The organism is Xanthomarina arctica (genome assembly GCF_014638915.1).
GTDB lineage: Bacteria > Bacteroidota > Bacteroidia > Flavobacteriales > Flavobacteriaceae > Xanthomarina > Xanthomarina arctica.
The window spans coordinates 99748-115461 of sequence record NZ_BMFQ01000001.1 but is presented as its reverse complement, the minus strand read 5'-3'; the positions used below and the strand labels follow the sequence as shown (position 1 = coordinate 115461).

11 protein-coding genes and 1 riboswitch are annotated in these 15714 nt (G+C 33.6%); of the genes, 7 read left to right on the top strand and 4 right to left on the bottom strand.

The window, feature by feature from the left end:
- Positions 1-875: 875 nt before the first annotated feature.
- The 6 genes from ilvD (at position 876) to IEV77_RS00475 (ending at position 9365) form a co-directional block, all read left to right on the top strand.
- Entirely contained in the window at positions 876-2555 is a 1680-nt protein-coding gene (gene ilvD, locus IEV77_RS00500) for a dihydroxy-acid dehydratase (protein ID WP_188460793.1), read from the top strand.
- Between the two features lie 86 nt (positions 2556-2641).
- Positions 2642-4378, top strand: coding sequence for a biosynthetic-type acetolactate synthase large subunit (ilvB, locus tag IEV77_RS00495; RefSeq protein WP_188460791.1), 1737 nt, complete (start codon positions 2642-2644; stop codon positions 4376-4378).
- Between the two features lie 2 nt (positions 4379-4380).
- On the top strand, positions 4381-4911 hold the full coding sequence (gene ilvN, locus IEV77_RS00490) for an acetolactate synthase small subunit (RefSeq protein WP_188460789.1): 531 nt from the start codon (positions 4381-4383) through the stop codon (positions 4909-4911).
- 11 nt (positions 4912-4922) lie between these two features.
- The gene (ilvC, locus tag IEV77_RS00485) at positions 4923-6425 is read left to right on the top strand and encodes a ketol-acid reductoisomerase (protein WP_188460787.1); all 1503 of its coding nucleotides are present in this window, start codon (positions 4923-4925) and stop codon (positions 6423-6425) included.
- A 79-nt stretch (positions 6426-6504) separates the two neighbouring features.
- Positions 6505-7773: a threonine ammonia-lyase IlvA gene (gene ilvA / locus IEV77_RS00480; protein ID WP_188460785.1), complete on the top strand. Its 1269-nt coding sequence runs from the start codon at positions 6505-6507 to the stop codon at positions 7771-7773.
- 14 nt (positions 7774-7787) lie between these two features.
- Positions 7788-9365 (top strand): NADP-dependent glyceraldehyde-3-phosphate dehydrogenase, encoded by a 1578-nt coding sequence (locus tag IEV77_RS00475; RefSeq protein ID WP_188460783.1) that lies wholly within the window; start codon positions 7788-7790, stop codon positions 9363-9365.
- Positions 9366-9484: 119 nt separating this feature from the next.
- Here IEV77_RS00475 and leuB read toward each other — a convergent pair whose 3' ends face one another.
- The 4 genes from leuB to IEV77_RS00455 are packed head-to-tail and all read right to left on the bottom strand — an operon-like array spanning position 9485 to position 13794.
- A complete protein-coding gene (leuB, locus tag IEV77_RS00470; RefSeq protein ID WP_188460780.1) occupies positions 9485-10603 on the bottom strand; it encodes a 3-isopropylmalate dehydrogenase in 1119 nt (372 codons plus the stop codon).
- A 9-nt stretch (positions 10604-10612) separates the two neighbouring features.
- Complete coding sequence (gene leuD / locus IEV77_RS00465; RefSeq protein WP_188460779.1) at positions 10613-11203, bottom strand: 3-isopropylmalate dehydratase small subunit; 591 nt, start codon at positions 11201-11203, stop codon at positions 10613-10615.
- Positions 11204-11236: 33 nt separating this feature from the next.
- Positions 11237-12619 carry a 3-isopropylmalate dehydratase large subunit gene (gene leuC, locus IEV77_RS00460; protein ID WP_188460777.1) on the bottom strand — a complete coding sequence of 461 codons (1383 nt, stop codon included), beginning with the start codon at positions 12617-12619 and terminating at the stop codon, positions 11237-11239.
- Positions 12619-13794 (bottom strand): 2-isopropylmalate synthase, encoded by a 1176-nt coding sequence (locus IEV77_RS00455; RefSeq protein ID WP_188460775.1) that lies wholly within the window; start codon positions 13792-13794, stop codon positions 12619-12621. Before IEV77_RS00455 ends, leuC begins: the two co-directional genes overlap by 1 nt.
- 146 nt (positions 13795-13940) lie before the next feature.
- On the opposite strand from IEV77_RS00455, the gene IEV77_RS00450 reads away from it, so the two are divergent.
- Positions 13941-15485: a hypothetical protein gene (locus tag IEV77_RS00450; RefSeq protein ID WP_188462919.1), complete on the top strand. Its 1545-nt coding sequence runs from the start codon at positions 13941-13943 to the stop codon at positions 15483-15485.
- A 107-nt stretch (positions 15486-15592) separates the two neighbouring features.
- Positions 15593-15714, top strand: a riboswitch (SAM riboswitch).

Below are 15714 nucleotides of genomic sequence, written 5' to 3'. Positions count from 1 at the left end.
TTTAGCATTTTTTTTGAGAGGTTGCAATCAGACAAATTTTTCCTCTTAGTAATTATTAGGCAAAAGTACACATTAAATTATAACTACAAAAGAGTTTAGCAATTAGTTAAAAACCAATAAAAATTAATTTAATGGTTTTTGGGATTGAATATAGAAAACAAATAGATTATGGCTAGACTTCTAATAAAGGTTTAAAAGAAGAAGTAATTGTATTAAAAACCCAATGCCATGTGTTGGGAAATGTACAGTTTGAAACTATAAAAGCAGATTTTGAAAAAATGATTTCAGCAAATGAGTTTCCATTAATAGAAAATTAAATAAAGATTCTTTAGATTTAAAATAAAAAGTTTTAATATTTGAAGTAATAAATGAACAAGCAAATTATCAATATCATTTCTATTATTAGCGTCGTGATTATTTCACAACGGTAAGGGAGTGGTATTTAATAAACATAAAACGTTTTAAAAGCCTTCCCTATTTGGGAAGGCTTTTTTAGTATATATAAAATGAACACATTGTCAGTTATCATAAACATTATTGTCATTATTAACTCATGTTGAGTTGATATAGGTCCTTATATATAAAAAAGCCTGTATCCATTTAGATACAGGCTTTTTTTATTGAGAATCGACATGATTGAGCATCATATTAATAAGAATGCAAATAATTGATTAATAGTGGTTTATAATAAATTGTAGGTATGTGAATTTAGTCGATTAGGTAATACAATAACAATAAGAAAAACACAAATTATTAATTTCGATCTTTTAAAAATTATGAATACATATTTTAATGAAAGCAGTTTAGTTTCTCATAACAATAAGTTTGTAATAACTAAGGATACGTTTTCTAATTAAAAAAATGTCAAAAGCATTATGAATCAATTAAATAAATATAGTAAAACAGTTACGCAAGATCCTACGCAACCAGCCGCACAAGCTATGTTGCACGCTATTGGGTTAACAAACGAAGATTTTTTTAAACCTATGGTTGGAATTGCAAGTACGGGTTATGAAGGGAATCCGTGTAACATGCACCTTAACGATTTGGCAAAATTAGTCAAGAAAGGAACTAGTAATGAAGATGTTATTGGATTAATTTTTAACACCATTGGTGTTAGTGACGGAATTTCAATGGGTACTCCTGGAATGAGGTATTCTTTGCCTTCTCGCGATATTATTGCAGATTCCATGGAAACGGTGGTTCAAGCCATGAGTTACGACGGATTAATTACTGTTGTAGGTTGCGATAAAAATATGCCTGGAGCACTAATAGCCATGATTCGCTTAAATAGACCTAGTATTCTGGTTTATGGTGGAACTATTGATTCTGGTTGCCATAACGGAAAAAAATTAGATGTTGTTTCAGCTTTTGAAGCATGGGGAAGCAAAGTTGCTGGTACTATGTCTGAAACTGAATACCAAAATATTGTTGAAAAGGCATGTCCTGGAGCTGGTGCTTGCGGTGGCATGTATACAGCCAATACCATGGCATCAGCTATTGAAGCATTAGGTATGACCTTGCCTTTTAACTCTTCTAATCCAGCATTAAGCGATGCTAAAAAAGAAGAGTCTGTAAAAGCTGGGGAAGCTTTAAGATTGTTATTGGAAAAAGATATCAAACCTTCAGATGTTATTACGCGTAAATCTTTAGAAAATGCTGTAAGATTGGTAACCATTTTAGGAGGTTCTACAAATGCCGTATTACACTTTTTAGCAATTGCTAGAGCAGCTCAAATTGATTTCACATTACAAGATTTTCAAAAAATAAGTGATACAACTCCGTTTTTAGCCGACTTAAAACCAAGTGGAAAATATTTAATGGAAGATGTACATGCCGTAGGAGGGATTCCTGCAGTTATGAAATATCTTCTTAAAAAAGGATTGCTACACGGGGATTGTTTAACCGTTACTGGAAAAACAATTGCTGAGAATTTGTTAGATGTAGCAGATTTAAAAGAAGGTCAAGATGTTATTAAACCTATTGAAAATCCAATAAAAATATCTGGACATCTAAGAATGCTTTATGGCAATTTAGCTACCGAAGGAAGTGTTGCAAAAATCACTGGAAAAGAAGGTTTGCGTTTTGTTGGAAAAGCAAAAGTATTTGAAGGTGAATACGCTGCGAACGATGGAATTAGAGATGGTAAGGTAGAAAAAGGAGACGTGGTTGTAATCCGTTACGAAGGCCCGAAAGGTGGTCCTGGAATGCCAGAAATGTTAAAGCCTACAGCAGCAATTATTGGTGCAGGTCTAGGTCAAGATGTCGCCTTAATTACAGATGGACGATTTTCTGGAGGAACTCATGGATTTGTTGTTGGACATATTACACCAGAAGCTCAGGTTGGTGGTGCCATAGCTTTAGTGAAAGATGGCGATTTAATTACGATTGATGCCGAATCAAACGCCATTTCATTAGAAGTTTCAGAAGCAGAATTAGAAGAAAGAAGAAAACAATGGAAAGCACCAGAATTAAAATTTAAAAGAGGTGTGCTCTATAAATATGCTAAAACAGTATCGTCAGCATCTATGGGATGTGTAACAGATGAGTTTTAAATTCCTACGGAAGAAGGAATAATATGATAAAAAAACAAAGATTAAGTTGGTTTAAAAAAGCCGATAGAACAACAAAATAAGAGGAGATGAAAGAAACTCAAACTTTACAAGAAAAAGCAACAAGCAAGGAAGCAACCGAGCGAATTTCTGGTAGCGAAGCGGTAATAAAATGTCTTTTAGCCGAAGGTGTAGAAATCCTTTATGGATATCCTGGAGGAGCCATTATGCCAGTTTATGACGAGCTATACAAGTATCAAGATAAAATTCATCATGTGTTAACCCGTCATGAGCAAGGCGCTACCCATGCCGCTCAAGGCTATGCAAGAATATCAGGTAAAGTGGGAGTTGCCATTGCAACCTCTGGCCCGGGAGCAACTAATTTAATTACAGGGATTGCAGATGCTCAAATAGATTCTACTCCCATGGTTTGTATTACTGGGCAGGTTGGATCTCACTTATTAGGAAGCGATGCTTTTCAGGAAACAGATATCATCGGGATTTCTACTCCTGTAACCAAATGGAATTGTCAAATTACCACAGCGTCACAGATTCCTGAAGTGATAGCTAAGGCATTTTATATAGCAAAAAGTGGTCGTCCAGGACCAGTTTTAGTGGATATTACTAAGGATGCGCAATTTGAAGAATTTGATTTCAAATACGAAAAATGCAAAGGTATAAGAAGCTATAAGCCAATTCCTGATACAGATAAAAATTCCTTAAAAGCCGCAGCAGAGCTTATTAATAATGCCAAAAAACCATTAGTAGTTTGGGGACAAGGCGTTATTTTAGGGAAAGCCGAAGAAGCCTTTAAAGCGGTGATTGAAAAAGCTGGAATTCCTTCAGCTTGGACTATTTTAGGTGCTTCAGCAATCCCTACAAAACATCCGCTAAATGTTGGAATGGTTGGAATGCATGGTAATTATGCGCCAAATGTTTTAACCAACGATTGCGATGTTTTAATAGCTATTGGAATGCGTTTTGACGATCGTGTAACAGGAAATTTAGAATCTTATGCAAAACAGGCTAAAGTCATTCATTTTGAAATTGATCCTGCAGAAGTGGATAAAAATGTGAAAACAGATGTGGCTGTTCTTGGTGATGCAAAAGCAAGTTTAGAAGCCTTATTACCCTTATTGAAAGCCAATTCACATCCCGAATGGCATCAGAAATTTAAAGATTTATATGAAATTGAATATGAAAAAGTCATTAAAAATGAATTATATCCTACCAAAGAAGGTTTAACCATGGCAGAAGTGTTGAAAGAAATCAACATCCAAACCAAAGGAGATGCCGCAATTGTGAGTGATGTTGGGCAACATCAAATGATAGCTTGTAGATATGCAGAATTTACTACTACCAAAAGTAATATTACTTCTGGAGGTTTAGGGACTATGGGTTTTGCTCTGCCCGCAGCCATTGGTGCAAAAATGGCAGCTCCAGAAAGAGAAGTGGTGATGATTGCTGGGGATGGTGGTTACCAAATGACAATTCAAGAATTAGGGACAATTTTTCAGCAAAAAGTACCCGTGAAGATTGTGGTTTTAAACAATGAATTCCTTGGAATGGTGCGTCAATGGCAACAGATGTTTTTTGATAAACGATATGCATCTACAGAAATGACAAACCCAGATTTTGTAGCCATTGCAAAAGGTTATTTTATTGATGCAAAAAAAGTAACAGAAAGAAAAGATTTAAAAGCATCAGTTAAGGAAATGATAGATTCCAAAGGGCCTTATTTTTTAGAAGTATGTGTTGAGAAAGAAGGAAATGTATTTCCAATGATTCCAACAGGAGCAAGTGTATCAGATATAAGATTAGAATAATTATGGAAAGCGAAATAAAACAATTTACGGTATCAATTTATACAGAAAACAACATCGGATTACTGAATAGAATTTCGGCAATTTTTCAACGTCGTCATATAAATATCGAGAGCATTAATTCATCGGTTTCTGAAATTGAAGGTGTTTCTAAATGGACCATTGTGGTGCAACTTTCAGAAGAAAGAATGAAAAAAATTCAAGGTCAAATTGAAAAACAAGTGGAAGTAATAAAAGCGTATTATCATACAGAAGATCAAATTATTTATCAAGAATCTTGCTTGTTCAAAATCAAATCAGAATTATTATTTGACGAACCAGAAGTTCAAAATATCATCAAAGATAGTAACGCAAGAATAGTAATAGTTAATAAAGAGTTTTTCGTCATTGAAAAGTCTGGAAAAAAAGAAGAAATAGAATTATTATATAGAGAATTAAGTGTCTTTGGGATTATGCAATTTACACGTTCTGGACGTGTGTCTGTTACAAAAGATGAAATGAAAATATCAACAATGCTTAAAGCATTTCAACATTAAAAACAAAAACCATGTCAAATTATTTTAACACCTTATCATTAAGAAATCAGTTAGATCAATTAGGAAAATGTCGTTTTATGGACGCTTCAGAATTTGAAGATGGCGTAAACGCTTTAAAAGGAAAGAAAATCGTTATTGTTGGTTGTGGGGCTCAAGGCCTAAATCAAGGCTTGAATATGCGTGATTCTGGATTAGACATTTCGTATACGTTAAGGCAAGTTGCTATAGATGAAAAACGCGATTCTTATAAAAAAGCAACTTCTAACGGATTTCAGGTTGGAACTTATGAAGAATTAATTCCTACGGCAGATTTGGTTTTGAATTTAACACCAGACAAGCAACATACAAGTGTGGTAAAAGCAGTGATGCCTTTAATGAAAAAAGGAGCCACTTTAAGTTATTCTCACGGTTTTAATATTGTTGAAGAAGGCACCAAAGTTCGTGAAGATTTAACGGTTATTATGGTGGCACCAAAATGTCCAGGAACCGAAGTTAGAGAAGAATATAAGCGTGGATTTGGAGTGCCAACATTAATTGCTGTGCATCCAGAAAACGATCCAGAACATAAAGGGTGGACTCAAGCAAAAGCATATGCGACAGCAACAGGTGGACATAAAGCAGGCGTTTTACAATCCTCTTTTATTGCTGAGGTGAAAAGTGATTTAATGGGAGAACAAACCATTTTATGTGGTTTATTACAAACTGGAGCCATCTTATCGTTTGATAAAATGGTAGAAGAAGGCATTGAGCCAGGTTATGCAGCAAAATTAATTCAATATGGATGGGAAACCATTACAGAAGCTTTAAAACATGGAGGCATAACAAACATGATGGACAGATTGTCTAATCCTGCAAAAATAAAAGCTTACCAATTATCTGAAGAATTAAAAGACATCATGCGTCCGTTATTTGAAAAACATATGGACGATATCATTTCAGGTCATTTTTCTACAACCATGATGGAAGATTGGGCAAACGACGATATAAACCTGCTATCCTGGAGAGCTGCAACTGGTGAAACTGCCTTCGAAAAAACAGTTTTAACCTCCAATCATATTTCTGAACAAGAATATTTTGACCATGGCGTGCTTTTAGTAGCATTCGTGAAATCTGGCGTGGAATTAGCATTCGAGACTATGGTAAGTGCCGGAATAATAGAAGATTCTGCATACTACGAATCCTTGCATGAATTACCATTAATAGCAAACACCATTGCTAGAAAGAAATTATTTGAAATGAATAATGTCATTTCTGATACGGCAGAATATGGTTGCTATTTATTTGATCATGCTTGCAAACCATTATTAAGCGATTTTATGAAAACAGTAAAAACGGATATTATTGGAGAATCCTTTTCAACAGTAAACGGAGTTGATAATGTGGAATTAATTGAAGTCAATGATGCCATTAGAAATCACCCAATTGAAGCTGTTGGAAAACGTTTAAGAGCGGCAATGACAGCAATGAAAATTATAAAATCAGATATAGAAACTGAAGCTTCAGTATTAGCATAATCTAATTATCCTGCAAGATTTTAAAACCTTTCAGGTATTTTATATAAGAAAAAAATGCCCACTTTTATGGGAAGTGACTATGGAAAATATGACAACAATATATAAGCCAACCTTAAAAGCTGTTGAATTAGCAGCAGAAAAACTAAAAGGCATTGCTTCTATAACGCCTTTAACTAAGAACGCACATTACTCTAAAAAGTACGATGCAAATGTGTATTTTAAACGAGAGGATTTGCAAGAAGTACGCTCCTATAAAATTCGTGGCGCTTATAATAAAATTTCTTCTTTAAACACCTCTCAAATTGAGAATGAAATAGTATGCGCAAGTGCTGGTAACCATGCACAAGGTGTGGCCATTTCTTGTAAGCTGTTAAAGATAAAAGGAACTATTTTTATGCCTGCGCCAACACCTAATCAAAAAGTTGAACAAGTGAAAATGTTTGGGGAAGCTTATGTGGATGTTATTTTAATTGGTGATACTTTTGATGATGCTTACCATGCAGCAATGGAAGAATGTGAACGCCTGAACAAAACTTTTATACATCCTTTTAATGATGAAAAAGTGATTGAAGGTCAAGCTACGGTTGGCTTAGAGATTATAGACCAAGCCAAATCTCATCCCATACATTATGTATTTGTACCTATTGGAGGTGGCGGACTTTCCGCAGGCTTATCTTCGGTGTTTAAGATATTATCACCGCAAACAAAAATTATTGGTGTGGAACCAAATGGCGCACCATCCATGTTAACCTCGATAAAAAACAATAGAAATACAGAATTAAAAACGATTACAAGCTTTGTAGATGGAGCAGCTGTAAAACGTGTTGGAGACCTAAATTTTGCAATTTGTAAAGAAAATTTATCAAATGTTATTACTGTGGATGAAGGTCATATTTGTCAAATTATTTTAGATCTTTACAATAAAGATGCTATTGTTGTAGAACCAGCTGGTGCTTTGAGTATTTCTGCTTTAGAACAATATGCCGAAGAGATAAAAGGAAAAAATGTGGTCTGTGTTATTAGCGGAAGTAATAATGATATTACCCGAATGGCTGAAATAAAAGAACGCGCCTTAATTTATGCGAATCTAAAGCATTATTTTATTATTAAATTCCCGCAACGTGCAGGAGCTTTACGAGATTTTGTGGTGGATATTTTAGGTCCAACCGACGATATTACACATTTTGAATACACAAAAAAAGCAAACAGAGAAAATGAGGTTGCTGTTGTAGGCTTAGAACTTAAATCGCCTTCAGATTTACAACCTCTTATTACCAAAATGAAACTTCATGATTTTTATGGAGATTACCTTAACGATAAACCCGATTTATTTCAATTTTTAGTTTAAACAAAATACATTTTATGAATATTCCTGAACAGTATCAAATTAAAAACATTTTAAACCAACAAACTTATTTAGTAGGAGGAGAATTGAAACCTTGGGCAGGAGAAACTTCCGACGTTTATTCAACAATATCTTCTACTCCAGATTATAAACCAACACTTCTAGGAACCATTCCAGTATTAGGAGAAAAGGAAGCTTTAGACGCATTAAACGCAGCAACTTTAGCTTATAATAAAGGACAAGGTTTATGGCCAACCATGAAGGTGGTTGACCGTATTGCGTGCATGGAAAAGTTTGTAACACAGATGAAAACCAAGCGCGAAGAAATTGTTAAATTATTAATGTGGGAGATTGGTAAAAATTTAGGAGATTCTCAAAAGGAATTCGATAGAACTGTTGAATACATTTATGATACCATTGAAGATTACAAACAAATGGATCGTAATAGCGCCAAATTTGAAAAAAATTCTGGTGTCAATGCCCATATTCGTCGTGGCCCACTAGGAGTTGTTCTTTGTTTAGGACCTTATAATTATCCTTTAAATGAAACATTTGCGCTTTTAATTCCCGCATTAATTATGGGGAATACAGCCATTTTTAAACCAGCAAAACATGGTGTTTTATTAATTTCACCTTTATTAGAAGCCTTTCAAACTAGTTTTCCAAACGGCGTTGTAAATATTATATACGGAAGAGGAAGAACCGTTGCAACTCCAATCATGCAATCTGGAAAGGTTGATGTGTTGGCTTTAATTGGCAATAGTAAATCTGCAAATGCCTTGCAAAACCAACACCCAAAAAGTAATAGATTGCGTTTGGTTTTAGGTTTGGAAGCTAAAAACCCAGCTATCGTTTTAAAAGATGCCGATTTAGATTTGGCTATAGAAGAATGTATTGCAGGAGCAACTTCCTTTAATGGTCAACGTTGTACAGCTTTAAAGGTATTGTATGTGCATGAAGCTATAGTTGAAGAGTTTAATAAACGCTTTTCAGCAAAAGTAGATGCACTAAAATTTGGAAATCCTTGGGAAGATGGAGCCAAATTAACACCATTACCAGAACCTGATAAACCAGCATATATTCAAGAATTAATAGATGATGCCGTTGCAAAAGGAGCAAAAGTCATTAATAAAAAAGGAGGTGAAACCACAGAGAATTACATTTTTCCAGCAGTTTTATATCCTGTAACCAAAGATATGCGTGTATTTCAAGAGGAACAATTCGGTCCAGTCATTCCAGTGGTTTCTTTTAGTGATATTGAAGAGCCTTTAGATGATATGGCCGCTTCAAATTACGGGCAACAAGTAAGCTTGTTTGGGGCTGATGTTAAAACTCTAGCACCTTTAATAGACACCTTAGTTAACTTGGTATGTCGTGTTAATTTAAATAGTTCTTGTCAGCGTGGACCAGATGTCTATCCTTTTACAGGAAGAAAAGATTCTGCTGTTGCAACATTAAGTGTTCACGATGCTTTACGTTCTTTTTCAATTAGAACTTTTGTAGCATCTAAGGACAACGCATATAATAATGCTATTTTAAAAGAATTATTAGATTCTAAAGCTTCAAATTTTGTGAGCACAGATTATATTTTATAATTATAATATGTTGTAAAATAAAAGTTTTTGGAGTTTATAATGAGGTTTCCAAAATAAAAAGAAGCACCTTTTCCAAGGTGCTTCTTCGGATTTAATCTAAAAATATATAAAATAATTATTTAAATAATTGTTGATTGTCCCACGTGGATATTTGTAAAATTTAAGTTTGTATCCTTAGGGTGGTTAATGAAATCTTCAATAAAATCGCCAACTTTGCTCGTGCTTATGGATTCGTATTTTGAATTTAAATCCGGAGTAGTAATTTCTAAGTGTAAAGATTTTTCGATTGCTTTTCTTATCATAGCAGCTTCATCTATTAAATTAAAATGCTCTAAAAGCATGGCGGCAGATAAAATAGAAGCTATTGGGTTTGCAATACCTTTATCTTTTGCTTCAGGGTAGGATCCATGAATTGGTTCAAACATAGCGTGTTTATCACCTATAGAAGCAGATGCCAATAGGCCAATACTACCACCAATAACACTGGCTTCGTCGCTAATAATATCTCCAAACATATTTTCAGTTAAGATAACATCAAACTGTTTTGGGTTTAAAATTATTTGCATGGCCGCATTATCCACAAATAAAAACTCTAAAGTGACATCTGAATATTGACTAGCCATTTCTGTAACTACTTTTCGCCATAATCGAGATGTTTCTAAAACATTCGCTTTATCAACTAAAGTTAATTTTTTACGTCGGCCTTGAGCCGCCTTAAATGCTAAATGTGCTACGCGTTCTATTTCAACACGAGAATAAGCACATAAATCTGTAGCCGAATCGCCATCCTTACTTAATGTTTTCTCTCCAAAATATATTCCTCCAGTTAATTCTCTATAAATACAGATATCTGTGCCTTTAATGTTCTCTGGTTTTAAAGGTGAAGCGTCTAATAATTCATCGTAAGCCTTAACAGGTCTTATGTTTGCATATAATCCTAATTCTTTTCGAAGCTTTAAAAGACCTTGTTCTGGTCTTACTTTTGCAGATGGATCATTATCATATTTTGGATCTCCAATAGCTCCAAATAAGATGGCATCACTTGCTTTGCAAAGTTTTAAAGTAGCGTCTGGAAAGGGACTCCCTGTTTCTTCAATTGCAATAGCACCAACATCAGCTGATCTAAATACAAATGAATGGTCAAACTCTTGTGCAATTGCTTTTAGCACTTTAACGGCCTGATTAGTAACTTCGGGGCCAATTCCGTCTCCTGATAAAACAGCTATATTTAATTTCATAGGTTGATTTTAATATGTTTTTTTGGCTTCGAAAGCCTCTATCGTTTGTTTTTTACTTAATAAATAATCAATGTCATCATAACCGTTTATCATACAGGTTTTTTTATAAGCATCAATATCAAAAGATGCTTTAAAAGACGTGCCTTTAATTGAAATGGTTTGCAATTCTAGATTTACAATTAACTGCGTATCTGGTTTATTTTTAATTTCTGATAATAAAACTTTTAAAAAATCAGCGGGAACTTGTACTGGTAACAGCCCGTTATTAAGCGCGTTTCCTTTAAAAATATCAGCAAAAAAACTAGAGACAATAACTTTAAAACCATAGTCTGTTAGTGCCCAAGCGGCATGCTCACGACTAGAGCCACAACCAAAATTATTTCCAGCTACAAGGATGTTTCCTGAATAGGTTTTATTATTTAAAATGAAATCAGGGTTTTCATTTCCATTTTTATCAAATCTCCAATCTCTAAAAACATTATTTCCAAAGCCTTCTCTGTCTGTAGCTTTTAAAAAGCGAGCAGGAATTATCTGATCAGTATCTACATTTTCGATATCTAATGGGATTGCGGTTGAGGATAGTGTTGTAAATTTTTCCATAGTCATTTCCCGTTTCAACAGGAATCTCATTTTTTAATTTAGTTGTTTCGTGATATCTATGATTTTACCTTCTATGGCAACGGCAGCCGCTACTAACGGACTTGCCAAAATAGTTCGGGAACCTTGTCCTTGTCGACCTTCAAAATTTCTATTAGAAGTGGAAACACAATATTCTCCTTGCGGAATTTTATCATCATTCATTGCCAAACATGCAGAACAACCAGGTTGACGTAATTCAAAACCAGCATTTACAAAAATGTCTTTTAAACCTTCGTCTATAATTTGTGATTCTACTTGTTTGCTTCCAGGAACCAACCAAGCAGTAACGTTTTGTGCTTTTTGTTTTCCTTTTATATAATCTGCAGCGACTCTAAAATCTTCAATACGTGAATTGGTGCAACTACCTATAAATACAAAGTTGATAGGTTTATTTATTAATGATTCTCCTTTTTTGAAATCCATGTATTCTAAGGATTTCTCAAAGGATGCATCATTTATATTTGGAATGTTCTCTGTTATTTTTATTCCCATGCCTGGGTTTGTTCCATAAGTTATCATGGGTTCGATATCTTCGGCATCAAAAAAGTATTCTTTATCGAAAGTCGCATCTACATCCGTAGGAAGTGTTTTCCAATAAGCTACTTTTTTGTCGAAAGCTTCTCCTTTTGGAGCATATTCACGGCCTTCAACATAATCAAAAGTTGTTTGATCGGGCGCTATCATGCCACCACGAGCTCCCATTTCAATACTCATGTTGCAAATGGTCATGCGGCCTTCCATGGACATGTTTTTAAATACATCACCAGCATATTCACAGAAATATCCTGTTCCAGAATTGGTGCCTAGTTTTGAAATGATGTAAAGAATAACGTCTTTAGGTAAGACGCCAGCCCTTAACTTACCATTAATAGTAACTCGTAAACTTTTGGGTTTGGATAATAATAAACATTGACTTGCAAAAACTTGTGCTACTTGACTAGTTCCAATGCCGAATGCAATAGTTCCAAATGCGCCATGTGTTGACGTATGACTGTCGCCACAGACAATAGTCATTCCGGGTTGTGTAAAACCCAGTTCGGGAGCCATAACGTGAACAATGCCATTGTATTTATGTCCTAGCTCATAAAGTGTAATATTATTTTTTTTGCAATTATCAGACAGTTGTTCTAATTGGTTTTTAGATAACAAATCTTTAATTGGTAAATGTTGGTTTATGGTAGGCGTATTGTGGTCTGCAGTCGCCACAATTTGATCTGGTCTAAAAACAGGAATATCTCTTTCTTTTAATTCATTAAAAGCTTGCGGACTCGTTACCTCATGAATCAAATGCTTATCAATATAAAGCACCTGTGGTCCATTTTCAATAGCATCTACAACATGTGCATCCCAAACTTTATCAAATAATGTTTTTCCCATTATGCGCTAATTATTTGTTGATAGACTCTACTTGTTTCAATAATTTCATGAATATCATTATCATTAATCTCTTTCTTTCTATCGGCAAAATTTAAAAAATTAGCATAAACATCATCCAATTGAAGTTTAGTTAATTCATAACCTACATTTTTTGCTCTATAAGCTAAAGCGGCTCTACCACTTCTGGCTGTTAAAACAATGGCGGAATCGGTTACACCAACATCTTTAGGGTTCATGATTTCGTAAGTTTCACGATTTTTTATAACACCATCTTGATGTATTCCTGAACTATGAGCAAAAGCATTCGCGCCAACAATAGCTTTATTTGGTTGGGTGTAAATACCCATACTTTCTGAAACTAATTGGCTAATAGCGTATAAGTGTTTTGTATTAATATTTGTATCTAAGTTTAAATAGGGATGTTGTTTTAAAATCATAACGACTTCCTCTAGTGCTGTATTTCCTGCTCGTTCACCAATCCCGTTAATGGTGCACTCAATTTGTCGGGCTCCATTAATAACGCCTTCAATAGAATTGGCTGTAGCTAAACCTAAGTCGTTATGGCAATGACAAGATAAAATGGCTTTTTCAATGCCTTTTACATTTTCTTTTAAGTATTTAATTTTAGCTCCATATTCACTAGGTAAGCAATATCCTGTAGTGTCTGGAATATTTAAAACAGTTGCACCAGCTTTAATCGCCATTTCACAGACTCTTGCAAGATATTCGTTGTCTGTTCTTCCTGCATCTTCAGCATAAAACTCAACATCTTCCACAAATGATTTTGCATATTTTACAGCTTCAAAAGCTCTTAATAAAATGTCTTCTCTATTGGATTTGAATTTGTATTTTATATGTGAATCTGATGTTCCTATTCCGGTATGAATTCTAGGTTTTTTTGCATATTTTAATGCTTCTGCCGCAACTTTAATATCATTTTTTACAGACCTAGTTAACCCACAAACAGTAGCATTTTTTACGATTTTTGAAATTTCTTCAACAGATTTAAAATCTCCCGGACTGGAGACGGGGAAACCTGCTTCAATAATATCAACTCCAAGTAAATCGAGCTGTTTAGCAATAATTAGTTTTTGATTCGTATTTAGTTTACAACCAGGAACTTGCTCGCCATCTCGTAGTGTCGTATCAAATATTTGTATTTGTGAATTTGACATTTATTTAAATAAATTTTTGTATTGTAATGCTAAGTTATATTTTGGATTAATATTTGGTGGACATAATCCTTGTTATTTACGATGTTCAACTTTATTTTTGTATTTTAAATAACTAATAATTAGAGATTTAAATTAAATTTTCTGTGATAACTAAAGACCAAAAAGATAATTTATTTTTATTATTGAAATCACTTACTAAATCTGAAAAACGACAATTCAAATTGTATGTTGGCCGATTAGATGTGAATTCAGACTCTATATTTTTGAATTTGTTTAATTTTTTGGATAAATCAAAAGTATACGATGAAGTCGCTATTGTAAAAAGTGGGATCGTTAAAAAGCAACAATTAGCAAATGTAAAAGCACATTTGTACAAGCAAATTTTAATTAGTTTAAAATTAAACCCTTCACATCAAAATATACGCTCGCAAATTAGAGAACAATTAGATTTTGCTTCCATTTTATACCACAAAGGACTTTACAAACAAAGTTTAAAAATACTTGATAAAGCAAAGGAGTTAGCCATACAAAACGAAGAAAAAAACCTAGCTTTTGAAATAGTCGAACTGGAGAAAATTATTGAGTCGCAGTATATTACAAGAAGTATTGCAACACGTGCAGACGAGTTGTCTATTCAAGCTAAGGATTTAAGTCAGCTTAATGTTATTGCTAGCAAATTGTCTAACCTTTCGCTTCAATTATATAGTATTATTCTAAAATCTGGATATGTTAAAAACTTGGATGAGAGTGAACAAGTTCAGGCATATTTTAAGAAAAGCTTACCAAAGTTTGAATTTAGTAGTTTAGGATTTCGAGAAAAATTATGGCTTTTCAAAGCACATTTATGGTATAGTTTTCTACTTCAGGATTTTTTAAATTGTTATAGATATGCTTCAAAATGGGTAGATTTATTTTCTAACCAACCAAATATGATAGGCTTAAACCCTGTATTTTTCCTAAAAGGAAATAATTATTTACTAGAAGCTATATTTTTTCTTCAGAATAAACCTAAGTTTCAAGAAGCCTTAAAACAATTCGAAAATGTGGTCTCTCAACCAAGTTTTCCTAAAAATGAAAATGTAGAATCTTTAGTGTTTTTATATTTAAATTTTCACCATATCAATCAACATTTTATAGATGGAAGTTTTGAAGAAGGCTTGGTATTGATACCTAAAATTGAAAGTAATCTTAAGAAATTTAATAATCGCATAGACGAGCACCACAAAATGATATTTTATTACAAGTTTGCAAGTTTACATTTTGGTGCAGGCGATAATAAAAAATGTATTTTTTATCTGGATAAAATCATTTCAAATAAAACGCTTGCAATGCGTGAAGACTTATTGTGTTTTGCCAGAGTTTTGAATTTAGTGGCACATTATGAAGCTGGACTAGATTATCATTTAGATTCGCTTTTAAGAAGTACCTATAAGTTTTTAATCAAAATGAATGATTTGCATGAGGTTCAAAAAGAAATGATAAAATTCATTAGAGGCTTGCAAGATATTTATCCAACCGATTTAAAAAATGCTTTCAAAAATCTTCTTGAAAAACTGAAACCATTTGAAAAGCATCCATATGAAAGAAGAGCCTTTTTATATTTGGATATTATTTCATGGTTGGAAAGTAAAATTGATAATGTGCCTGTTGCCCAGGTAATTAATGATAAATATTTACTAAAAAATAACTAATTTTTTAAGATTTATTTTTGAAATTAAAATAAAAAGCTCTTTAAAATTTGGAATTCTAACATTTGTGTTGCAATATTTGTCCTCACAAAGTTCAAAAACTTACTGAAGTGTTATCAAGAAAGGCGGAGGGATTAGACCCATTGAAGCCTTAGCAACCCTTAAGCAATTAAGAAGGTGCTAAATTCTACTTAATTTTCGATTCATTTATCGAATGTTGGATAGATAACTA

Excerpts from the sequence above, each read along its gene's own strand:
- ilvD (WP_188460793.1), top strand. The coding sequence starts at position 876 with ATGAATCAATTAAATAAATATAGTAAAACAGTTACGCAAGATCCTACG.
- ilvB (WP_188460791.1), top strand. The coding sequence starts at position 2,642 with ATGAAAGAAACTCAAACTTTACAAGAAAAAGCAACAAGCAAGGAAGCA.
- ilvN (WP_188460789.1), top strand. The coding sequence starts at position 4,381 with ATGGAAAGCGAAATAAAACAATTTACGGTATCAATTTATACAGAAAAC.
- ilvC (WP_188460787.1), top strand. The coding sequence starts at position 4,923 with ATGTCAAATTATTTTAACACCTTATCATTAAGAAATCAGTTAGATCAA.
- ilvA (WP_188460785.1), top strand. The coding sequence starts at position 6,505 with ATGGAAAATATGACAACAATATATAAGCCAACCTTAAAAGCTGTTGAA.
- IEV77_RS00475 (WP_188460783.1), top strand. The coding sequence starts at position 7,788 with ATGAATATTCCTGAACAGTATCAAATTAAAAACATTTTAAACCAACAA.
- leuB (WP_188460780.1), bottom strand. The coding sequence starts at position 10,603 with ATGAAATTAAATATAGCTGTTTTATCAGGAGACGGAATTGGCCCCGAA.
- leuD (WP_188460779.1), bottom strand. The coding sequence starts at position 11,203 with ATGGAAAAATTTACAACACTATCCTCAACCGCAATCCCATTAGATATC.
- leuC (WP_188460777.1), bottom strand. The coding sequence starts at position 12,619 with ATGGGAAAAACATTATTTGATAAAGTTTGGGATGCACATGTTGTAGAT.
- IEV77_RS00455 (WP_188460775.1), bottom strand. The coding sequence starts at position 13,794 with ATGTCAAATTCACAAATACAAATATTTGATACGACACTACGAGATGGC.